The organism is Bremerella cremea (assembly GCF_003335505.1).
Lineage (GTDB): Bacteria > Planctomycetota > Planctomycetia > Pirellulales > Pirellulaceae > Bremerella > Bremerella cremea_A.
On the sequence record NZ_QPEX01000037.1, the window covers coordinates 94,575 to 115,397 of the forward strand.

Annotated in this window: 19 protein-coding genes and 1 pseudogene; 3 read left to right on the top strand and 17 right to left on the bottom strand. The window is 53.5% G+C overall.

Annotated elements, in window-relative coordinates; all coding sequences use genetic code 11:
• On the top strand, window positions 1-3,381 hold the full coding sequence (locus DTL42_RS18520; RefSeq protein ID WP_114370736.1) for a DEAD/DEAH box helicase family protein: 3,381 nt from the start codon (window positions 1-3) through the stop codon (window positions 3,379-3,381).
• 242 nt (window positions 3,382-3,623) lie between these two features.
• Window positions 3,624-3,901, top strand: a pseudogene (locus tag DTL42_RS26865) (hypothetical protein); the annotation flags it as partial.
• A gap of 515 nt (window positions 3,902-4,416) precedes the next feature.
• Here the strand turns inward: DTL42_RS26865 and DTL42_RS18530 are convergent.
• From DTL42_RS18530 to DTL42_RS18570, 9 genes are all read right to left on the bottom strand, one after another.
• The gene (locus tag DTL42_RS18530) at window positions 4,417-6,108 is read right to left on the bottom strand and encodes a hypothetical protein (RefSeq protein WP_114370738.1); all 1,692 of its coding nucleotides are present in this window, start codon (window positions 6,106-6,108) and stop codon (window positions 4,417-4,419) included.
• A gap of 49 nt (window positions 6,109-6,157) precedes the next feature.
• Window positions 6,158-6,640: a hypothetical protein gene (locus tag DTL42_RS18535; protein WP_114370740.1), complete on the bottom strand. Its 483-nt coding sequence runs from the start codon at window positions 6,638-6,640 to the stop codon at window positions 6,158-6,160.
• A 64-nt stretch (window positions 6,641-6,704) separates the two neighbouring features.
• Window positions 6,705-6,923 carry a hypothetical protein gene (locus DTL42_RS26590; RefSeq protein ID WP_199590173.1) on the bottom strand — a complete coding sequence of 73 codons (219 nt, stop codon included), beginning with the start codon at window positions 6,921-6,923 and terminating at the stop codon, window positions 6,705-6,707.
• Between the two features lie 10 nt (window positions 6,924-6,933).
• Window positions 6,934-7,536, bottom strand: a complete 603-nt coding sequence (locus DTL42_RS18545; protein ID WP_114370742.1) for a hypothetical protein — start codon at window positions 7,534-7,536, stop codon at window positions 6,934-6,936.
• A 20-nt stretch (window positions 7,537-7,556) separates the two neighbouring features.
• Complete coding sequence (locus DTL42_RS18550) at window positions 7,557-9,239, bottom strand: nucleoside recognition domain-containing protein (RefSeq protein ID WP_114370745.1); 1,683 nt, start codon at window positions 9,237-9,239, stop codon at window positions 7,557-7,559.
• A 21-nt stretch (window positions 9,240-9,260) separates the two neighbouring features.
• A complete protein-coding gene (locus tag DTL42_RS18555) occupies window positions 9,261-10,409 on the bottom strand; it encodes an NAD(P)/FAD-dependent oxidoreductase (protein ID WP_114370747.1) in 1,149 nt (382 codons plus the stop codon).
• Complete coding sequence (locus DTL42_RS18560) at window positions 10,409-11,656, bottom strand: GTP-binding protein (RefSeq protein WP_114370749.1); 1,248 nt, start codon at window positions 11,654-11,656, stop codon at window positions 10,409-10,411. Before DTL42_RS18560 ends, DTL42_RS18555 begins: the two co-directional genes overlap by 1 nt.
• Before the next feature lie 58 nt (window positions 11,657-11,714).
• On the bottom strand, window positions 11,715-12,236 hold the full coding sequence (locus tag DTL42_RS18565; RefSeq protein ID WP_114370751.1) for a hypothetical protein: 522 nt from the start codon (window positions 12,234-12,236) through the stop codon (window positions 11,715-11,717).
• A 607-nt stretch (window positions 12,237-12,843) separates the two neighbouring features.
• The gene (locus DTL42_RS18570) at window positions 12,844-13,983 is read right to left on the bottom strand and encodes an ankyrin repeat domain-containing protein (protein ID WP_158545450.1); all 1,140 of its coding nucleotides are present in this window, start codon (window positions 13,981-13,983) and stop codon (window positions 12,844-12,846) included.
• A 1,527-nt stretch (window positions 13,984-15,510) separates the two neighbouring features.
• Here DTL42_RS18570 and DTL42_RS26380 point away from each other — a divergent pair.
• The gene (locus tag DTL42_RS26380) at window positions 15,511-15,672 is read left to right on the top strand and encodes a hypothetical protein (RefSeq protein WP_158545451.1); all 162 of its coding nucleotides are present in this window, start codon (window positions 15,511-15,513) and stop codon (window positions 15,670-15,672) included.
• Between the two features lie 130 nt (window positions 15,673-15,802).
• On the opposite strand, the gene DTL42_RS26075 is transcribed toward DTL42_RS26380, so the two are convergent.
• The 8 genes from DTL42_RS26075 to DTL42_RS18610 form a co-directional block, all read right to left on the bottom strand.
• Window positions 15,803-16,036 carry a hypothetical protein gene (locus DTL42_RS26075; RefSeq protein ID WP_147274340.1) on the bottom strand — a complete coding sequence of 78 codons (234 nt, stop codon included), beginning with the start codon at window positions 16,034-16,036 and terminating at the stop codon, window positions 15,803-15,805.
• Between the two features lie 418 nt (window positions 16,037-16,454).
• A complete protein-coding gene (locus tag DTL42_RS26385) occupies window positions 16,455-16,604 on the bottom strand; it encodes a hypothetical protein (RefSeq protein WP_158545452.1) in 150 nt (49 codons plus the stop codon).
• Between the two features lie 150 nt (window positions 16,605-16,754).
• Window positions 16,755-17,054 carry a polymorphic toxin-type HINT domain-containing protein gene (locus DTL42_RS18585; RefSeq protein ID WP_114370759.1) on the bottom strand — a complete coding sequence of 100 codons (300 nt, stop codon included), beginning with the start codon at window positions 17,052-17,054 and terminating at the stop codon, window positions 16,755-16,757.
• 2 nt (window positions 17,055-17,056) lie between these two features.
• Window positions 17,057-17,323 carry a hypothetical protein gene (locus DTL42_RS18590; protein WP_114370762.1) on the bottom strand — a complete coding sequence of 89 codons (267 nt, stop codon included), beginning with the start codon at window positions 17,321-17,323 and terminating at the stop codon, window positions 17,057-17,059.
• A complete protein-coding gene (locus DTL42_RS18595; protein WP_147274342.1) occupies window positions 17,310-17,657 on the bottom strand; it encodes a hypothetical protein in 348 nt (115 codons plus the stop codon). Before DTL42_RS18595 ends, DTL42_RS18590 begins: the two co-directional genes overlap by 14 nt.
• A gap of 93 nt (window positions 17,658-17,750) precedes the next feature.
• On the bottom strand, window positions 17,751-18,263 hold the full coding sequence (locus tag DTL42_RS27200; RefSeq protein WP_425305527.1) for a hypothetical protein: 513 nt from the start codon (window positions 18,261-18,263) through the stop codon (window positions 17,751-17,753).
• A 447-nt stretch (window positions 18,264-18,710) separates the two neighbouring features.
• A complete protein-coding gene (locus DTL42_RS18605) occupies window positions 18,711-19,871 on the bottom strand; it encodes an ISAs1 family transposase (RefSeq protein WP_114370768.1) in 1,161 nt (386 codons plus the stop codon).
• Entirely contained in the window at window positions 19,868-20,320 is a 453-nt protein-coding gene (locus tag DTL42_RS18610) for a hypothetical protein (RefSeq protein ID WP_114370770.1), read from the bottom strand. The genes DTL42_RS18605 and DTL42_RS18610 overlap by 4 nt, the downstream gene beginning before the upstream one ends.
• Between the last annotated feature and the right edge of the window lie 503 nt (window positions 20,321-20,823).

The following is a 20,823-nucleotide window of genomic DNA, read 5'->3' on the forward strand; positions in this document are numbered from 1 at the left end:
ATGCCTTCCAACTTCGACTTTCTGCTGCCTGACTGGTCACCCCTGCATGAAGATGCGATGCAGGTAGAGGTGAACGCATTGACCGCGCCGCGGACGTGTGCGTTTTATGCGCGGCGGACGATGGAGCTGGCGATCAAGTGGATGTATGCCCACGACAGTTATCTGCACATGCCGTATCAGGATAACTTGTCGGCGCTGATCCACGAGCAGACCTTCAAGGATACGCTGGCCCCGGGGCTGTTCACGCAACTGAAGATGATCCAGAGCCTGGGCAACATGGCCGTGCACAGCAATGCGGCGGTCAACGCCAAGGATACGCTGATCGTCACGCGTTCGCTGCACCTGTTTCTCAGCTGGCTGGCCAAAGCTTACACCAAGGCCGGCAGCGTCCCGCCGTTCAACGCCGACCTGCTGCCCCGGCCGGAAGATGCTACGGCCCTGGCCGACCAGAATGCCGAGCAGCTGCAAGCCCTGCAGGGCAAATTGGCCGCCAAGGATGAGGCGTACCTCGCTTCGCTGAACAAGCTGGCCGCGACCGAGCAGGAGGTCGCCAAGCTGAAGGCCGAGATCCAGAAGATCAAAGCCGAGAATAAGAAGTCGATTGCCGACGAGGATTACACCGAGGAAGCAACCCGCGACCTTTTTATCGACTTGATGCTGCGGGAAGCCGGCTGGAACTTGGAAGCCGACAACGTGTTGGAATACGAAGTCGCCGGCATGCCCAACAAAAAGGGCGTAGGCTATGTCGACTACGTGCTGTGGGGAGACAACGGGCTTCCCCTGGCCGTAGTGGAAGCGAAGAAGAGCAAGGTCAATCCGAACGTCGGCCAGCACCAGGCCGAACTGTACGCCGATTGCCTGGAAGCGAAGTTCGGGCAGCGACCGGTGATCTTCTACACCAGCGGCTACACCACGTGGCTGTGGGACGATACCCGCTACCCACCGCGGCAGGTCCAAGGCTTCTATACCCGCGACCAGTTGCAGCTGATGATCAACCGCCGCACGTCGCTAACGGACGTGACGCAGATCAAGGTGAACAAAGCAATCACCGACCGCTATTACCAGGAAGAAGCCCTGCGGCGGATCATGCAGAACTTCGATGATATGTCCCGCAAAGCCCTGGTGGTGATGGCAACCGGTTCCGGCAAGACGCGGGTCAGTATCTCGGCGGTCGACATGCTGCTGCGGGCCAACTGGGTGAAGCGGGTGCTGTTTTTGGCCGACCGCACAGCCCTGTTGAAGCAAGCCCAGAACTCGTTCAATGATAATCTGCCGAATGTCTCGACGGTCAACTTGGTGAAAGAGAAGGAGAACGACCAGAACCGGGTCGTCTTCTCGACCTATCCCACGATGATGAACTGCATTGACGATGCCCGCAAGGATGGGAAGAAGCGTTTCGGCGTGGGGCATTTCGACCTGATCATCATCGACGAAGCACACCGCAGCGTCTATCAGAAATACGGCGCGATCTTTGAGTATTTCGATGCGCTGCTGCTGGGGCTGACGGCAACCCCCAAGTCGGAAGTCGACCGCAATACGTACGATCTGTTTGAACTGGAGGACCATGTCCCGACGTTCGCCTACGAGCTGGAGCAGGCGGTCGGGGACGAGTACCTGGTGCCCCCCAAGGCGGTCTCGGTGCCGCTCAAGTTTCTGCGCGAGGGGATCAAGTACGACGACCTGAGCGACGAAGAGAAGCAAGCCTACGAAGAGAAGTTCTACGACGAGGACGCCGGCGAACTGCCCGACCAGATCAATTCGGCCGCGCTGAACAAGTGGCTGTTCAACAAGGACACCGTCAATAAGGTACTGAAACACCTGATGGAAAGCGGGCTGAAGGTCGAAGGGGGAGACCGGATCGGCAAGTCCATTATCTTCGCCAAGAACCACAAGCACGCCGAGTTCATCGTCGAGCAGTTCGACGCCAACTACCCCAAGCTGGCCGGCAAGCACTGCCGCCTGATCGACAATCAGGTGAGCTACGCCCAGAGCCTGATCGATGATTTTTACATTCCCAACAAGCCGCCGTACATTGCGGTCTCGGTCGATATGCTCGATACCGGGATCGACGTGCCGGAAGTGGTGAACCTGGTGTTCTTCAAAATGGTGCGATCGAAAACCAAGTTTTGGCAGATGGTGGGTCGCGGTACGCGGCTTTGCCCTGACCTGTTCGGCCCGAACATGGACAAGGAGTTTTTCTACATCTTCGACTACTGCCAGAATCTGGAGTTCTTCGGCGAACGGCCCGACGGCGTCGAGGCCACCGTGCAGGAGTCCATCAAAACTAAGAACTTCAAACGCCGGCTACACATCATCGAACACCTGCAAGAGCAAGCCAAAGCAGACCTGCCGCCTGAACTGGCCGCACTTGAGGACGCATACCAAGGCCAACTGCAGGACGTGGTAAAGCGGATGGACGTGAACAATTTTATTGTGCGTCCGAAGCGCGAGTACGTGGAACGTTACCGTGATAAGGAAAGTTGGAAGGGATTGTCGAAGACCGATGTGGTCGACATCGAAGCGAACCTGGCCCCGTTGCCCTACGACGATGACGACGAAGAGTTTGCCCGCCGTTTCGACCTGCTGGTGCTGAACATGGAACTGGCCATTTTAGAAAGTGACCCGAAGCTGACCCGCTACCAGGAACGGATCCGCGAACTGGCCAGCGGCCTGGAAGAAAAGAAAAGCATCCCGGTCGTCAGCGCCCAGATGGAACTGATCCTGGAAGTGCAAACCGACGAGTTCTGGGAATACGTCACCCTGCCGCAACTGGAAAAGGTGCGGAAGTGCCTGCGAGACCTGATCAAGTTCGTCGACAAAAAGGGAGGCCAGGAGAACGTCTTTACGAACTTCGAAGACGACCTGGGCGAAGGCACCGAAATCGACGACCTGGTGCAAAAAGACACCAACCTGAAAAACTACCGCCTGAAGGTCGAACGCTTCATCCGCGACCACGAAACACACATCACGATCCACAAGCTGAAAACGAACAAACCAATCACCGAAGCGGACATCGCCGCCCTGGAAAGCATCCTCTTCTCCGACGAAGGCCCGGGCTCGAAGGAAGACTACCTGGAAACCTACGGCACCGACCAACCCCTGGGCAAGCTGGTGAGGCAAATCGTCGGCCTCGACCAAAACGCCGCCAAAGAAGCGTTCAACGAGTTCCTCTCCAGCTCGACCTTCACCGCCGACCAGATCACCTTCATCAACCAAATCGTCGAACACCTGGTACATAACGGGATGATGGAGCCGAAGGAACTGTTCGAGTCGCCGTTTTCAGATCTGCATGGTCAGGGCGTGATCGGGATGTTTCAGGATGATGCGAAGAAGGTGGTTTCTGTTTTGGAAGCGATTAACGGGAACGCGGTTGTGGCTTAGTGGCGATGATATCTTATCGACTGTACTGTTCGATAATTTGTCTCGACTACCTAGCAAGACAAAAGCTGGCCATGATGGCCCGCATGTTCATCGCTGTGGGGCGGCGAAGAGTGTGGAATTTGTATGGGCATGGATGGTATTGATTACAAAGCTTCCGGAAGGGTTTACCGTTTTTCGGATTTTTGAAGATCCTCGTTCTGACGGCGGCAACCAGCAGCACTCGCTGTTTGACATTCTCTTCATCACGCTGTGGGCGACATGTGGCCCTGGTCAAGGACTTGGAAGTTGGCAACTGCAAGATTTGCTTCCGAGTTCGCAGCACCGAAGACACCGGCAACCACCGCCGAATGTTGCATTTTCTTCGGGTATAAAGACGCATCGCGCTTCTACTACTGTCACCTGGGTGCGAAGCCTGACCCGCACCGTGGCCAGATTATGATCGTCAACGATGCTCCCCGATTAGAACCTAACGAAGAATGAGAAGCTGACCCCTTGGGACGATCAATGGCATCACGTCCTAGCAGCCTGTTGAATTTCTCAGATCGGCTACGTTATTGAGATTGAGCCGATTGCTGCGTTGTGAATTCCTCAATATATCTAATGGATATGCCTGCGGATTCACGCCTTGCACTCGACTCAATCTCAATAACTCGCTCACGAAGCAGAAATTCAACAGGCTGCTAGTACGTCGCAATGTCGATACGGTACGGATCGATGTCTTCTTCGACGACATGTCTATGCCTCACATGAGCGTAACCGACAGACGTTTGGCGCCGGGTGAGTTGGCATTGCTTCGTTCCACGATCTCAATTCCTTCTATGAGTTGACGGTATCCACCCTCTGAGGAAGTCTTGCGTGCTGTCGAATGGCAGGTGAACCGTATCCAACGGTTTGCGATTGTTCTTCCGCGACGCGGAGGTATTCACCCGGTCGAGATCGAAGAGGTGAGAGACGAGGATGTTCATAGCTGATGCCATCAGCTTACAACCTAATGTCGAGTCAGGTCATTCGCCGTTTTTGGCGTGAGCTCGTTGGTTAGTTCTTGAGAGGATCTCCGTAAGTCCGGTACTTTGGTTTGGCTGGCCACTTGGTTCCGTCACTGAATTCGGCGGAGTATGCTTTCCCGGCCAGCTTGGCCTTTTCAGGGGGAACATGCTGAAGGTCTCGTTCGCTGACATAGGAGCCATGGGCGGGGACCAACGCTTTATAGTTGAGCTTGTTGTCCAGCGAAGACATATAAAAGTGACCGGTGTCGAGAATTGAGTTTACCTGGTTCAGATCCCCATCAGGGCCTTTAACGCCGACGTTAATCATGACCTCCCACAGGTCTTTATTGGAATGGTTCGTGATTTTCAAGCGAACCTTGTTTCGCGAATCGTCGGTAAAGCCGAGCACTTCGACCGAGATTGGTTCCTTATGCTCTCCGTACTCAAGCGGTTCGACCGCGGATGGTTGCTTTTCGTGTTCGGAAAGAGGGATGTGCGTGAACCGATGCTGGTACTTGATCTCTTGCACTTCTGTGATCGGAACGATTGCCACAAGGGCTGGTTTGCCATGCAACGGGATGAAATTGCCAAAACCAGAAAAAAAGCCCTGATAGATGGCATCGTCGGGGCTGATGAGTTCTCCCTGGGCGTCAAACGCGAATACGCGATACTGCCGGCAAAAGTCGTGAAAGGGAGGCGTGGGTGGTTTCTTACATCGAATATAGAAACCAAGTCTCTCCGTAGAGAGTTCGATAATCTGCACTTCGTAGTCCCCTTCGCGAATCGATTTTCCGACCGTGGGATTTTCGATCCAGATAGGCTTCCAGGCTTGGGGTAACAGAAGCGTGAACTCGCCAGTCAGTTCCTCTAGTTCGTTCGCGTTTTGCAGCAGTCCCTTGAGAAGCAGATTTCGGCTCTCACTGAGCAGAATGCTCTTGGTCGGGCTCCAACCACTGGTCCTGCTCGACTCCTTGACGGATCTGCCGGGGTTGCCGCGCAGTGTGACCAATTCCCAAGGGAGTTCGTAGAAGTCCTTACCATCGTGACGCACGACTTTCCCCGGCAGCGGCAACCGCAAGAAACTAACGGACACCTTACCAGTCGCGTTCGGTACGTTTTGAAGTACGTCGGTGAGCTGAACTCGCAGGGGACCGGCAAAGGTGACGGACGGATATTCGTGTGCCAATCCGTCGACGACCGGGTACTTGCCCGGCGAGAGTGCAATAGTCGCATCCAAATTCTTATCGATATGATTCAGAACCTGGCGGTCGAAGTCCGTTCGCTTTTCCAAGGGCTTATTATTGACACGATTGAGCCAGTTTGTCATGGAGGGATTGTCCGGGTCGTAGCGGTAATAGCTGGGATGGTACCCAGCTTGGCGACAGGCCCGTTCGATGGCCTCGAGATGGGAGACTTTTTTCAGATCGAGCGAAATCTTCTGTTCTAGGGCATGATGCGGCGCGACCTCTGCTCTTAGCCCTGGGAAAGAAGCAATGAGTTGCTGTAGCACCTCGCCCAGCGGGACCTGATCGAACTTCGCGTCGATCTGCCACTGCTGCTCGAATTCCTCGACCGACATCTTGGGAATAGGCAACTCGGGGTATTCCCCCTGCCAACCTTGCGTCGATTCTTTCTCGGCTGCGGGAGTATCTTCTTGAGCAAAAGATGTGGCTTCGGCGGCAAGCCAAAACGTCACCCAACTAAGAAGGCAAAAAGCGTAACGCAGGGCAACATAAGACATGGGGATAACTCCCAAGGAATCATTGGCGGCAAAATGTGTAAACCGAATACTACCAAACCGGAGAAGGCACCGCGAGAACCGTTCCCAGCGACTCTGATAAGATCATCCGATCCGAGCCGATGTCTGCGGCGAGCTTGTGGGCGACGGTTTCCAAGAAGCGATCGCGGAAACCGAATAGCGGACGGAGCCTTAGGTTGGTTCGCCCTGTCTGTCGCCTGACACGATTTATCAGCGTAGTGGTCAACCTGACCGTAATGGAATCAAACGACTGTTCTGTGCGGACACCTGTGGCAACACGTGCTGGGCATAAAACGAACTGGCCGGCCGTCCACCGGCTTCTCTGGTTTCGCACGTCTTCCAGCCACCACGACAAGTTCTTTGGAGTCGACAACAAGAGTGTTATCTGATGAAAGTCATGGGCATGCGGCTCTCCTGCGGCTGTGAGAGTGGCCTGGGAAGAGATCGCATGCACACTGGTGGCTGGTCGGTTCATGTCGGAGGGCATCCGCACCAGTTTTAATCGATCACTCATTCGATGTTCCCTCGTTCGTCGCAGCGGAATTGAGTCGGAGCCAGGCAGTAGAAGATTGGATCGCCTACTCGGAATCCGCACTCGAAAGAAAGTCGGCGGCGCTGACGTTCCAAGGTGGGAACGGATCAGGATAGCTTTGCCACGCCTCGATTCCCAAGGCCAGCTCCTCATCGGTTAAGAGGCACGCTTGTAGCGAGTCGAGAAGACCTGATAGGACGGTCACCGGTAGTCGATGGGGGTTGGATTCCTGGGAGGAAGTTGGAGTTGTCCGTGGATCTGTCATGGCGAGGTCCTTAGTTAAGAATTTCCTCGTTCTCGGCGATTTGCGAGGAAAGCTCTCGCCACGAAGAGGCGAAGTGCTCAGCCGGTATCACGTTTCGTTTGCGGGTGTCCCACGGAATCAGCGTCATTTCTCGGTAGGGCAAACCCAAACGAGAAAGCACCTCCATCTCATAATCGGCGATCCAATCAATAAGACAGCGCGTTAGCATGGTGTAGCTTTCGCGATTTGTTTCGGTGATCGGTTGTGATTCTGGCAAGTCGGAATCGGACCAAGGGGGATGTTCTAATTTCGATTGCGACAAGTAACGAGGCTCGAACTTGTTACGCGAAAGAAAAACGCCTCCTAGCTTGCGATCTCCAAAGTAGGCACCGAATCCACGAAGAACAACGCAACGTCCGCCTGAGAGTGACAACTGGTAGACGCTGCTGGAACAATCCTTGCGATCGGCGGGCGGCTTTAACTTTTCAAAGCCTAATTCTTGCAGCCAGTTTCCCTCAGGGCGGAGAACATCCCGTCCCCAACACCAGCACTGCTGATTGAAGAGATCAGTCGCGTGTCTGCGAATTTGTTCTACGTTGCGAGACCGCACTTCATCTGCCGGACTTGTCAACATACTTGTTCTACCTTTGTCGATCACAGAAGCCATAATGTCCCCCAGGCGAGTATCAAGGAAAACACCAACGCGAACGCTGCTTGTCGAAACAGAAGCACAGCGGTTCTTTGCCAATTGGTCTCTCTGGCAATGGTCAAAGCAGTCACGAGACAGGGAAAAAGAACGCCAGCCAGATAAACTGCCGTGAGAGTCTGGGCAGCTGTCATGGGCGTGGTGAATCCTTGGTCTCCCGCGAATAGGAATATTCCATCTTTTCGAATCGAGGCCAGCATCAAAGGTAGTGACGCTTCCACGGGCAGATTGAAGATTGCCATCATGGGGCCAATGCCGCTGGACATCACATTAAGGACGCCTGCGTAGGCCAACAGCGAGGCAATGATGCAGATCGCTACAAATATTGGCATCGCTTGCAGGAAAAATTGCTGGATTGTCGTGCGTGATTCACGCCATAAGCTACGAGCACTTGGCCATTGCATGAACGGTCGTCGGGGAGTCATCAAGATATTTAACGCATCTCGGCCGGAACGGGGTGATGAGAGTCGCAAATAGACGAGCGTTGTTAGAAAGAGATATGAGAGGTAAATCAGGTTTAACACGATTGGGCTTCGTCCAAGCTGGATCGACACGGACGAGAGAACTGCCATGGTGGCAGGTAGTTGGTAGCTGCAGGCCGCTCCGAAGGCGATGGCTGCAATCGCCGAATCGCGTGAACAGCCGGAACAGGCACGCGTGCTGACGACGGCTGGCACGTTGCAGCCGAAACCCATCAAGATTCGCACGATATCTCTGCCGCTCAGACCGACATGCCGGACGTACGGATGAAGAGCGATGTTGATTCGTTCCACGAGTCCACTCGATTTGTAGACGCCAAGAATAACTGAGAAGAGAATCACCGTTGGCAAGGCCCAAACCAAGAGGAATGGTCCCATGTCGAGTAGTCCGTAACCAAATCCTTCGGTCCTGTTCGTGAGAAGAATGCGGATCGAGTTTGGCCAAGTGGACTGAATGTGGGCAACAACCGGATCGAGCCATCCCTCGACGACGGGATGTAAAACGTTGGCTAGTTCATTCGCACCGAAAATGGTTGCCAATGCCGGCAGAATCAATAACGCCGCCGCCAAAATAGGCCCGAGAACGCGATGCTCTAAGATCCCCGGTCTGGGTTCGATCCGCCAGCCGGCGTGGAACCTTAAGTTGCTGACGGTGAACTCGCTAGGCGTGAGCAGCGCTTCGCTAATCTGGTGTACTTGATGTTGGTTCAGGCAGCGACCATCGACGGTGATAAAGGGAATACCCGCTTCATGCGATAGCCGCTCGATCGCTTCCAGCGCGGCTTCGCCAGGTTGTATGCGGTCCCAATTTGAAACGACAACGACTCCCTGTTTTCCTGCGACCAACGGCAGGAGTTCCGCCAAGTCCTCGTCGAGCTGGGTCGCCTGGGCGACTAGCAGAATGGTTTCGTGTTTGCCAAGGGCAGCCAATGCTCGGCGAGTGGTTTCCGTATCCGACTGGCGGAATATCCCAGGCGTATCCACAAACACGAAGCGATCGGTCTGATACCGTTCCACGGCAACCGTCGAGCCCCGAAAATTAGCGACGCCAGTGGGCATTCCCGCTAGCGAAGAGATCAAAGTCGACTTGCCGGCACTCTCTTTCCCGACGACCAGTACACTCTGGCAGGCAGCTTCAGTTAACGTGGACATCGATGATCGGCTTTTCCGGTACTAACAAACACACTCTTCACCACAACACGAGAGATCGTCGAGATACATCCCCCATTGGCGATACATTTCCAGTTGCTCGGCCGGTAGTCCGAGACGGTCCGCGATGGCCTTGGCGACGACGGCAAAACGTTGCCGATATTTGTAGATAAAGCAAAACACGTGCTTGTCATGACGGACCATCGGGCCAGCTAGAAATAAGCCGGAAGTGATTGTCGATTCGTCATGTTCGGTGAGGAGGGGAAAACCATCTTCCTCGCGCGATTCAAATAAGTCGGCAATCAAACGAACGCTGCCGCGAAACCCGGTGGCTAATATGGGAGGAGCTTTCGACGTGAATGTCTCTCCATTGGCGCACAGAACGCGATAGTCAGCAGAGTCTTTCTGCACTTCAAACACGTCCATTTCGCTGACCAGCGAAACCCGATCGGACACCTCCTTACGTCGGAGTCGCTGCGCCGTGTACGTCGAAAGGGTTGTGCTGGGATCGCTTTCATCGCGTTTCCATGGGGCAACCTCCGAGCGATCCAGGACGGTAACCTTCTTGCCGGCCATGGCCAAATGGACTGCTGCATCAATCCCGCTTTCATAGCCACCGATCACAATGCAATCATCGGCGTTGATTTCCTTCCAGGAACGGACCAGCGAATTGTGAAGGCAATGCTCGCTTCCCGGAAACGGACGATCCTGCGGGTATTGAAATTCTCCTGCCGCCCAAACGACAAAACGTGCTCCGATGTTCCCTTCGTTCGTCTCGATGACAAAACGATCTTGTTGGGAAACAACCTTGTTCACCTCGGTGCCTATTTGCACGGGGAGTTTAAAGAACGCCGCAACGCTCTGCAGGAACGCTGCATACTGTCGGCCTGTCGGATGCTCTTCCTGCAGGCTATACGCGGGAGACGTCCCAATCGCGACCGCGTTGATGTCGAGCATCCCGATGGAGTTCGTAGAAAACGATGGGGTAATGAACCGCATTTCCTTGGGCCAACGAGCGAAGGAGGCGCCGATTTCGTGGCGGTCGAGAATCAGGAAGTTCTCGATGCCGGCATGCATCAGCGCCACGCCGATTCCTATTCCTGCAGCTCCTGCCCCGACGACGACGACTTCGAATTCATCGTGGGTGGAATCTTCGTTCGACGTTGAGCCCATTAAGAGTTGACCTCCTCCGAATCATCCGATTCCACCTCGATCACCGGTAAGGGATCGGGAAGTTTGGCCCAGCAATCAGGCCCGGCCATGAACTCGAGATCGGAGAGCAGGCAAGCGTTGAGACGCTGCTCTACTAGATCGCGGTCAAGCTCGATACCGATGAAAACGATCTCCTGACGCCGATCGCCATAGGTTCCATCGAACTGACTAAGCAACTGGGCACGTTCTTCCTCTTCGTCTGGCCAATAGTCATCACTCGCAGCGTCCCACCAGATGCCGGCGGGATTGAGTTGGATCGAAACGCCGGCCTGGGACCAGTGGTAGGCGTAGTCATTTCTGGTCGCAATCCAGGCAAACCCTTTGCTGCGAAGGACACCGCACAGGATGCCATCCTCGCGATTGAGCATGTCCCACAGACGTTCTGGATGAAACGGACGACGCGAACGATAGACGAAGCTGCCGATGTTGTATTCTTCGGTCTCTTTCGATTCTTCTCCCCGTGGTACTGTCAGCCAATCGGCGTGCTGCTCGGCTTCTTGAATGTTGAACAGGCCTGAACCCAGGATCCGTGAGAGAGGGACTTGTCCATGTTCAGTCGCTAAAATCTGAGCGGTGGGGTTCAGGCGTGTGAGTATCGATTGCAACAGGGACAATTGATCCGCATCGACTCGGTCGGCTTTGTTGATCAAAATCACATTGGCAAATTCGACCTGATCAACCAACAGGTCGACCACGTTCCGAGTATCTTCCTCGCTCAGCCCGATCTTTCGATCCACGAGATCATCCCACGAACCGAAATCGACCAGAAAGTTCTCGGCATCGACAACCGTCACCATCGTGTCTAACGCCGCTAAGTCCGATAGGCTCTGGCCTTCCTCGTCGACAAACGTGAACGTTTCGGCGACAGGCAGTGGTTCGCTGATGCCGGTGCTTTCAATCAGCAGGTAATCGAACATTCCCTCGTGCGCCAGTCGAGACACTTCGACAAGTAAGTCCTCGCGAAGTGTGCAGCAAATGCAACCGTTGGTCATCTCAACCAGACGCTCTTCCGTTCGACTCAGTTCAGCATTGCCGCCACGCACAAACGCGGCGTCAATGTTCACCTCGCTCATGTCATTGACGATCACGGCGACACGTAGTCCTTCGCGATTGGCCAAGACATGATTTAGTACGGTCGTTTTCCCTGCCCCAAGAAATCCTGAGAGGACGGTCACTGGAAGTTGTGGTATTGGCTTGTTGGAGATCATGAGTTTTCTTCTAGCAATAGATCAGTACGAATTCGACTCGCGAACATCACTTGTGAAATTACCTAGAGTTCTGAAACGCGAGCTTAGTGCGATTAGAGTCGACGCGGCGTCGTTCTATTTCCTCGTAGAGCTTCTTTTCAATTTCAGTTCGCTTCTCTGGAAACAATTCACAAAGTGCCTCAGCCAGAGTAAACAAGTCCGCTTCGGAGGCTTCTCCGGGAATCTTGACCAACGGAACTCCATAAGACGAAAGTCGCTCGCGCCACAAGGAGTCATCCGGGACACTCTCCCCAGTCTGATACAGATAGATGCTGCACGAACGCAAGCGAACCGCCCTTTCGTTCACCGCTTGATAAGATGGCAACTCCCCAGCTTGGAGCCAGAGGACGGCATCCTGGGGATGCAACAGCGTGTCGCTCGTCTCCGTATCTTCAAGCAAGCTGGCAATGGTTGTCGCCAAACGCGAATGGTGAACGCCAATGCGATGCTGCGTTCCTGATGCAACTTGAGCTTCGACCTCTGAAACGGCGTAACAAGAAAGCAGGCAGAACACCGACACAACGGTGCAAGTGCGAATCATGTTCCTACTCCAAGAAAGGCTCGGCTACATCCGTGCATACGCAACAAATCTGTACATGCATATCCGTTGCATGTGGACCACGTAGGTGGATTCTAGTGGTCATGCAATCGAGTTGCAAGTAGCTGTGTGTGGCAGAAGTGCCTTATTCAGAAAATTGTTGGTTCGCCGCTGATTGTGGCCGATTGCTTCGCCAAGCAATGAAATAAACAGAGCCCGACCAAGTCCTAGAAGCTCCTTCTTCCGCAACCGCTTCACGGATTCCCTCGACCGTGTCCCCGATGCGGGAACGGACCGTTAGCAAACGCTGGGGATGGGGGACGAAGAGCTCAGTGACGCGCCTGAGAGAGTTGTCACCGGTGGGGTCATGTTCCGAGCGGGAGACAACCACGTCGCCGACGCGGATCTCCTCGATATGCTTCAAGCCATCGGCCGAGTGTACCTTCGTGCCGGCAACAAAGCACAATTGCTACTTAGTCATCTTCACGATGACGTCTTTGACTTACGAAAAGAGTTTACGTCCTTCTTTTCGCGTACCTTCAGCTCGCAATCGACTCTCGACGAAAACATGCCACGGAAGACTGTGGCCATGGCATCTTGGCAGGTAATTTTAGGAGACGTACGGTTCGCGACGTGGGTTGGTCAGCATGAAATCAGCAAATGGCCTCATGGCCTTGAGCAACGGCAGTATCCCGTGCTTTTTCTCGTATTGGCGTTCTTGCTCGAACAGCGAAATGAGAAGGCAAAACAGAACGTTCAGATTCTCGTCGATGACTACTGGTCCAAACCGGTAGAAATCGGTAAGCAACAGCAGCGAGTTCTGCTGCGTGCCTTCCCCCAACGGCGAAGGCGGATTGCCATTGGGCAGGATCATTAACGGCTCAGGCATCGAAATCGACGAATCGAGAATCCCTTCTGCCAATTGACGCATTCGTTCCAGAGGCCAACGGTACTGAGGCGTCTGAAAGAAAGAATCATGGATATCCCAGGAGAACGGCAGATGCACCATCAGTTCGCGCTGTATCGGAGACACTTGCTCTACCCGCGTGGCCAGCGAAAGCCCCCTGGTAAAGATCGTATTAACCAATAATTTGTTGCTTGGTTCGACATGCCAGAATTCAACGACTTTGTCCTCTCGGAGGATTGCGTAATCATCCAGGGGGCGAGTTCTCTTCGTTTCCAGAAATCCCAATATCCGCTCGGAAAGCTGTTCCCGTCGGTGCAAGTCGATAACTAACAACTCCGGCACAATGGGTAGCTTGGCACCTTGGGAACGTAGGTACTGGGCGATCTCGTCATCATCCAACTGCACCGCATAAGAAAGGGCATTTCGTCGATACCCGACACTAAGATAGTAGGTCTTATGTAGGTCGACGCCTGCCTCGACGAGCAACCTAACACACTCTAGGCTGCTTGCCGCCACCGCGAGAAGTAGCGGATTGGCATCCACCGTATCGAGCTCGGAGAGTGCTTTCTTTTCCAGCAAGAATCGCACGACATCCACATGCCCTCGTGCGGCGGCCGCGCTCAACGCATTTTCTCGCAGGCCGTCAGCCCGCCGTTGATTCTTGTCGAGTCCATTTTCAAAAAAGAACTGAACCAGATCAAGCTTTCCTGCTTCAGCGGCCTGATATAGCCAAGGTTCCAATTCCAAGATCCACGAGTTTTCCGAAGCAATCCCCTCCACCCCGACGAGATCCCCCTGGGAGATCAAATGTTTTAGCTGTTGTTCAAGTTCGTTGGGGAGCATTATTGCCTCTTTAACGTGGCTATTTTGGGAAATACCTGGACAGGGATAATGTCCGTTGGCAAACCTAATTCTAACAGAATGACAGCCCTGATCAGCGGGCGACGGTATTACCTTGATCCGCACTACCTGCGAATATGAATCGACAAATCCCCCAACTCTTATTCCACGCATCAAATGATGGCATTTGTAACCCTGTGCGGCGAGTACAAGGTTATTGATGTCTGCGCGGGTAATCCAACATGGCAACGAACCGATTTGCCACGAATCCTGGGCTTCCGTTGGTCGTCCCTATTGGATTGGTGGCGCAGAGCTCAATAATCTGCCTTTGTTGTATGGCGACGTAAAATGGCTGCCAGCAGAGCACAAGACAATTCATGCATGCAATTCCCTACCACCAACCGCCTGGCGAGCTATGTCCAGCGCGACGACATAAGCAATACGTAACACCGCACGGTCCAGTCAGGGAGTGGACTTCCAGAGAATTGGAAAACTGCTAATGCTCTTTCCTTGCAAGAGGTCGACAAGCTGTCTGCAACGGCGTGTGACGAGACCGGTTCCGTATCTTTCACCGAGAACAAATCGCTCACCTTCTGTGAAGATCTTGATGATTGGTATTTTGTCGAACTCATCTCCCGTTTCGGATACCGTAAAAATTGGTCGCTGAACGCGTCTGACTTGGCCGTCACTCACTTCCCACCACTGTTTAACAAAGGATCCGATTCTGCCTGTGTGAGTATCGCCATCCTCACAAATAACGATATAGCCAATTTCAGATGTGCAGTCGACGTCTTGCGGCAAGAGATCAAACGTTTCACAAAGATACGGAATCGATACACGAGTAAGGAAGTCCGTAAGATTATCGACAATCGATGATCCGGTTGAATTCAATACGTGCTTCATATAACCACTCCACCTACCATGTTCATAAATACTTTATACTCGTCAATAGTTAACCCCCCTGCCCCGAATGGCACGGGCTTAAGCCGAGGGGTACGGGATGTAGCTTGGGGGCGTGTGTGCTATCGCAACTGGTTGCGATAGCGGTCTTCGCCAAGCATTTTTTGAGCCATTGATTGGAAAACGACGGCGAGGCTTCGCTGAAATGGAGGTGACTTACTATTTCCAACTTAGGAGGCCCCGCCGTGTCTGATCAGTCTAATGCTTCCGCCGCCGAAGTTCAAAGCAAGTTGCAGCATCTGAATTCTTTGCTCCTAGACTTGCTGTTGCCGGCTGAGAAAGTTGCCGCGATCTGCCGTGAGATTGACTTCGCGTTTCGTGATCGTGTCTACACTCCAATGGTGACCGTTTGGATGTTCATCACGCAGGTACTCTCGGCCGATCACAGTTGCCAACAGGCAGTCGCCCGGCTCAATGGTTGGCGAGCGGCACAAGGCCTGTCGCGCTGCAGTAGTGAAACGACTTCGTACTGCAAGGCACGCAAGCGATTGCCGGAAGCTCTGTTCGAAAGGTTGCTTGCTTGGATCGCCCTGCAATGCAACGAGGCGACCGTTGATAAGTGGCTCTTTCATGGTCGCGAAGTCGACCTTGTCGATGGCACGCGTCGTACAAGTCTTTTCACTGGCGACCGGCGCGGAAAGACGATCGATGCAGTGGGACAACCTGCTAACAACCATTCACGAACTGAAAGTCGGCAACAGCCCAAACCGCAACGAACCCCGCCAGATCTAACGCCGCCCGAAACCATACAAGCTCCTGCAGTCAGCCCGAAAGTCGATCAATACCCGGGAGGTTATAATGAGTTCGAGGTTAAGCTCGTGACATTCGAGCCTGGCACCTTTTCTTCCCTGCGGCTGAACCACTACGTCTCATCTAATAGGAAACGATTTGGACGATCATCGGACGGATTACCGATAGGGTCGGGATACTTGTTGATCCAATCTTCCCACTTCGAGAAATCTTCGCCAAAGTCCTTACCGGTCAAGCGTTTTAGTGAGGCGTATGCTTGGGCTTTGGGCCGATGCTCTCGCCTACCCTTTGGGATTTCTTGCTTAAAATTCGCCAGCAACAATTCCAATGGTCCCATTCGGCTCATTTAGCTGCCTCCATTCCGGAAAATCTCGGTCCAGCGTCTGATGTAGTCATTGGACTCCGTTAGTTGTGAAGCTGGAAGACCGTTGAGATATCTTTTAATTCTTCGTGCGGCCAACCATTCAGTGCCAACCTCGTCAAGGGCATACAGTTCATCGGTAGTATTAAAGAAGTCGTCATAGGCCTGTGCAAAATTACCACCTCTTGCACGTAACACATTGTTGTAACGCTGAGCGTGGACGATTTCGTGGGCAGCTTCGACGAACCGATGCGCTCGACTACGACTGAAGCTCCCTCGCTAATTGCGAGAATTCTTCGTCCTGTATCAGGATCTACATCAAAAAAGGAAGGGCCTCTCGTTGAAACGACTTCATCTACGAGATCGGCTAACCTAACACCAGATACAGAAGCTGCTTCATCAACTAGCTTTGATAGAGTGCCGCCCCCTCGGTGGCTTCGTCTATCTTTGAGAGCAAATGATTCCGTGCTGCCTGGGCCGCGATGATCGGGTTGTCGGTATCCGCGAAATACTTCAGGAACACCTCCATCGCTTCGTCGCAGGGACCGCCCATGTTGTGGACCCAAACGCCGGCTGATCCGACGAAGTAGGTGTGTTCTTCTTCGACGGGGAAGTTGAAGGTGGTGAAGAAGGCACCTTCTTCTGCAACGGTTTCGCGGCTTTCCTCGATTGTGCCTTCTTGGCCGTTGACCAGGCTGAAGTGCTAGCCAACCTTCAATTCTTCGGCGGGGACAAAGCCAGCTTGTTCGCGGACGAAGGAGGGATGCGTGGCGGTGCCGGTCAGTTCTTCGACCGTGTCCCCGATGCGGTAACGGTCCGTTAGCAAATGCTGGGGATGGGTGACGAAGAGCTCGGTGACGCGTCTGAGAGAGTTGTCACAGGTGGGGTCATGTTCCGAGCGGGAGACAACCACGTCGCCGACGCGGATGTCATCGATACTCTTCAAGCCGTCGGCCGCGTGTACCTTCGTGCCGGCGACGAAGCACAATTGGTACTTGGTCATCTTCACGATGACGTCTTGGAATCTGTTGAGTTGCCGAACCCGTGGAGAGTCATGCTCAAGTTGGAGGTGAACAAGAGCTTGAGCAAAAAGCCCAACAAGCCACGGCCATCAGGCGTGCCGCCCCATGAAAAGAACGCAGCAAGCCGTGGAAGCCTGCTCAACCGGCCAAGCTGCAACCCTTCAAAGCGGCTCAGCCTGCGAAGATCACGATGCAGAAGCCGAAGGCGTAGCTGTCGCAAAAAAACCTGCGGAGAATCAGGCAATTCCATGTGCTTTCTTCCATTCACCCAGCAAACCGACTTTGATCAAGTCATCTGGTTCGCCGCTCTTGATCCGTCCGACATACGTTTGGTCAAGAGTAAAGCTAATCTCCAGATCGGTTCTCTGTGAGAACAGAGTCAGTGCATCAACAATTTCAGTCACTTCTTCAAGATGCTGGCGATCAACGTCCTTGGGAAGATCGGCTCCAAATGGTGGAATTGCAGTGTAAAGGTCCAAAGTGCCGCCAATCATTCGCACTTCGCCATCATTTTCGTCTGCCAGTGTCGGTGGCCCGATCACCCACGTCCGACTTTCGGACAGCCTAGTGATCACGGTTCGCATTTGATTCAACACGTCATCGCCCAAGTGCCGTCCGCTCACATAAAAGCAAAACGTCGATCTTGGGTGGCTTGTTTTCACGCTTTGTGCCATATCCTAACCAGACCTCCCCGGTCCTCCCGGATTGTATCGAAAGCCACCCGGCATGTGAGCATCAAGATGTCGAGATGCAGGCAGCGGAACTGTAAGTGGAGTTCCCTGAATATGGTGCATCGGGATTGATTCGCCTCGCAGGGCTTCGTCACCGGGGAACCATCTGATCCAATTGTCATCGACTTCCGGCACTAGCCCGTCAGCAATCCGCTGGCGGTTTCTAGTGCTGAGAATATCGCCAACACCAGTCTGATCCCAAACATCTCGTAGGTTCCGCCAATCTCGTGGATTGTTTCTTACAACGCCGAGACGAGTAGTATTGGACGAAGCTGATGGAGCCGGCCCAACTCGCAAATTACCAGCGTCATCAAGATGTAATTGCGGAAGGTCACCAGCCCGACCCGGATTACGAGCAACCGTTGTTTGCCCACCAGAGGTTCGGTAGTGATAACCCTCCGGTAAGTCGGGCAGACTTCTGTTTGGGGCAACAACATCAACACGGTTGAATAGTCCCACTGTAGCAATGGAAAGGGCATCGTTAAAGGCCGTCCATCCTGGATTTGTTAAGTATCTGGAGAAGGTATCTGGATCTGCACCGGTGCTGTCGAGAGCCGTATCTACCAATAGGTTGTCTACGATTCGGTAGCCAACAAGAGCTTCAGCAAAAAGCCCAACAAGCCACGGCCATCAGGCGTGCCGCCCCATGAAAAGAACACAGCAAGCCGTGGAGGCCTGCTCAACCAGCCAAGCTGCAACCCTTCAAACCGGCCCAACCTGCGAAGATCGTGATGCAGAAACCGAAGGCATCAGACTACGGTGTAAATCGATTCTGAATTTGCAAGACACTCACATCACGATAGAGCTTTGCCCGACCATATAAACCGGCATAGTAGTGCGATTCAGGGATCCTGAGATTCTGTGGAGACATGATCGTTTCACCATCCAACACACGGCAAGCGCACACTAAATCCTTTTCAACCCAACCACTTGCGCCAGGTAGTCCACGTTCCAGCCGGCCATTCGACGGCGCATGGCGATGCTTTCCTTGCTCGGTTGCTGTTTGATGAGGGTGATGGCGAAGCGTTTTAGCCACGCCAAATTGTCCGTCGCCAGGCGATTTCGCACGCAGCTGTCGTCTTCGCGGAAGGTCATGTCGAGGCACCAGTGCAAGGTGTTTTCCATGCCCCAATGCCCGCGAACGGCTGCGGCGAATTGCTTCACGTTTGGTTTTAGTGAGCTTATATAATATCGTACATCGCTCGTATGGTGACCGTTTTTTTCGCTCATCCGAATCGCCACGCCGATCGTTTGCAGGCCCTTCCACTTCGTCTTGCCTGGCAGGTCTTTGGGCAGGCTCAGCTGATAATAGACGAGCGTTTCGGTACGCCCGTGTCCCTTTAAATTCTCCTCGAACTTGCGCGCCGTGACGTCGGCGAAATCGTTTTCCATGTGCTGCACGATATAGTCGCGAACATACGCGTGCAGCGTGCCTTGGTTCCCTTTCAGGGCCAGCACGTAGTCTCCGCCGCCGTCCATAATCGACGCGGCAACCTCCTTCTGGCAGCCTGCCGCGTCGATCGTGACGATCGACTTTTGTACGTTGATTTGCTCTAAAGGCTCGGGAATTGCCGTGATTTCGTTCGACTTCTCTTCGGTCGCCAACTGTCCCAGGCTGATCCCGCCCCGTACCGCCCAGGCACTCACCAAGTGCATCGCCCCGAGTCCTTTCTTGGAATCATGCGAACGCCGCACCGTTTTGCCGTCGATGGCGATGATCTCAGGACGATCTTCTTCGGCGGACGCATCTTCTCGCAAACTCTCAATCCACTTCTGAAAACATTGTTGGAAATAATTTGGTTTTAACGTCGCCAGCAACCGGCCGATCGTGTCGTGCGATGGAACACCGCCAGGCCAGGCCAGGTACCGCTTGAGCCATCCCACGTTCGACGCCGCCCAAATGCCAATCGATCGCGGCCCGTCCGCCCCGGCAATGACCGCCATGATGCAGATGACAATCAAGTCCCCCAGCAAATGCTTGCGATTGATCGAACTACGCGGGTCTTCGAGATCAGCAAAGTAATCGAGAATCGAAACCACATCATCCGACCCAAGCTCCATCTTCATCGCGCGTTTCCCGATCCAGGTTCCATGACAAAAGGAAAACGCCTATCATGCCAAAAAGAGAACTGCCGCGCTAGCCTAGTTTGCCCAAAGTGCGCGCCGGCCGTGCCATCCAACAAGCCGCCAGATGTGACGCTGGCAACAATATCCTCTTGGTGATCTTGATAAAAACTGCCAAGTACCAATCCGCACACTGGTCCAGCAAAACGAACCATGAGGTTACCGTTCTCCATCGACATCACTTTGAAATCTGGCGGTTGCATCACCACAGCTTTTAACGTTTCGTGAAACGCCTCCTCGTCAAGCTGTGACGCCGAATCTGAAAAGACTGTGGTACCGCAGGAGTAGACCACGAATGCTCTACTCTCATTGGTGTAGGCTTTCATGCGTTCTAGGATTTCGTTGACATCTTCAACGGTATTCGGTTCCCATGATGGTTTCGGGATGTTCATTTCTTTGTCTCACATTCTGCGTAATCATCGCAGAGATGGCAAATCTCAACTCCGCTCTGATGAAAGCAACAGACCCCTCGCTGTCCTCTGCCCATTTCACGGGCCATGCCTGACATCTGAAAATGTTTGCAGGTTAGACATGCTTTTAGCACTACATCATCGTGAAGAACTTGGCGACCAAGCGTGCGAACAAACTTGCCTACATTGGTCGCCAGATCATTGTCACTTTCGATGCAGTATGTCTTGCCCTCAATTTCCCATTCCAACGTCTCACCAACTAATCGCCACTGACCAGAATAAGACGTGTCATTGCTGTGGATTGAAAGTGGGTGGGATTCGGTCATCTACGATGTCTTGGCCTTTTCGGTGGAACAAACTCGCTTGGCCGAATGTAATTCGGTAGTTAAAGGCCGTCCATCCTGGATTTGTTAAGTATCTGGAGAAGGTATCTGGATCTGCACCGGTGCTGTCGAGAGCCGTATCTACCAATAGGTTGTCTACGA

Coding starts and splice junctions, on each gene's coding strand:
- DTL42_RS18550 (WP_114370745.1), bottom strand. CDS start 9,239: ATGTCCACGTTAACTGAAGCTGCCTGCCAGAGTGTACTGGTCGTCGGG.
- DTL42_RS18590 (WP_114370762.1), bottom strand. CDS start 17,323: ATGGAATTGCCTGATTCTCCGCAGGTTTTTTTGCGACAGCTACGCCTT.
- DTL42_RS18520 (WP_114370736.1), top strand. CDS start 1: ATGCCTTCCAACTTCGACTTTCTGCTGCCTGACTGGTCACCCCTGCAT.
- DTL42_RS18545 (WP_114370742.1), bottom strand. CDS start 7,536: ATGTTGACAAGTCCGGCAGATGAAGTGCGGTCTCGCAACGTAGAACAA.
- DTL42_RS18535 (WP_114370740.1), bottom strand. CDS start 6,640: ATGAGTGATCGATTAAAACTGGTGCGGATGCCCTCCGACATGAACCGA.
- DTL42_RS26590 (WP_199590173.1), bottom strand. CDS start 6,923: ATGACAGATCCACGGACAACTCCAACTTCCTCCCAGGAATCCAACCCC.
- DTL42_RS18555 (WP_114370747.1), bottom strand. CDS start 10,409: ATGGGCTCAACGTCGAACGAAGATTCCACCCACGATGAATTCGAAGTC.
- DTL42_RS18570 (WP_158545450.1), bottom strand. CDS start 13,983: ATGCTCCCCAACGAACTTGAACAACAGCTAAAACATTTGATCTCCCAG.
- DTL42_RS18595 (WP_147274342.1), bottom strand. CDS start 17,657: ATGCGAACCGTGATCACTAGGCTGTCCGAAAGTCGGACGTGGGTGATC.
- DTL42_RS18610 (WP_114370770.1), bottom strand. CDS start 20,320: ATGAACATCCCGAAACCATCATGGGAACCGAATACCGTTGAAGATGTC.
- DTL42_RS26385 (WP_158545452.1), bottom strand. CDS start 16,604: ATGGGCGGTCCCTGCGACGAAGCGATGGAGGTGTTCCTGAAGTATTTC.
- DTL42_RS26075 (WP_147274340.1), bottom strand. CDS start 16,036: ATGAGCCGAATGGGACCATTGGAATTGTTGCTGGCGAATTTTAAGCAA.
- DTL42_RS18605 (WP_114370768.1), bottom strand. CDS start 19,871: ATGAAGATGGAGCTTGGGTCGGATGATGTGGTTTCGATTCTCGATTAC.
- DTL42_RS18585 (WP_114370759.1), bottom strand. CDS start 17,054: ATGACCAAGTACCAATTGTGCTTCGTCGCCGGCACGAAGGTACACGCG.
- DTL42_RS18530 (WP_114370738.1), bottom strand. CDS start 6,108: ATGTCTTATGTTGCCCTGCGTTACGCTTTTTGCCTTCTTAGTTGGGTG.
- DTL42_RS26380 (WP_158545451.1), top strand. CDS start 15,511: ATGGTCGCGAAGTCGACCTTGTCGATGGCACGCGTCGTACAAGTCTTT.
- DTL42_RS18560 (WP_114370749.1), bottom strand. CDS start 11,656: ATGATCTCCAACAAGCCAATACCACAACTTCCAGTGACCGTCCTCTCA.
- DTL42_RS18565 (WP_114370751.1), bottom strand. CDS start 12,236: ATGATTCGCACTTGCACCGTTGTGTCGGTGTTCTGCCTGCTTTCTTGT.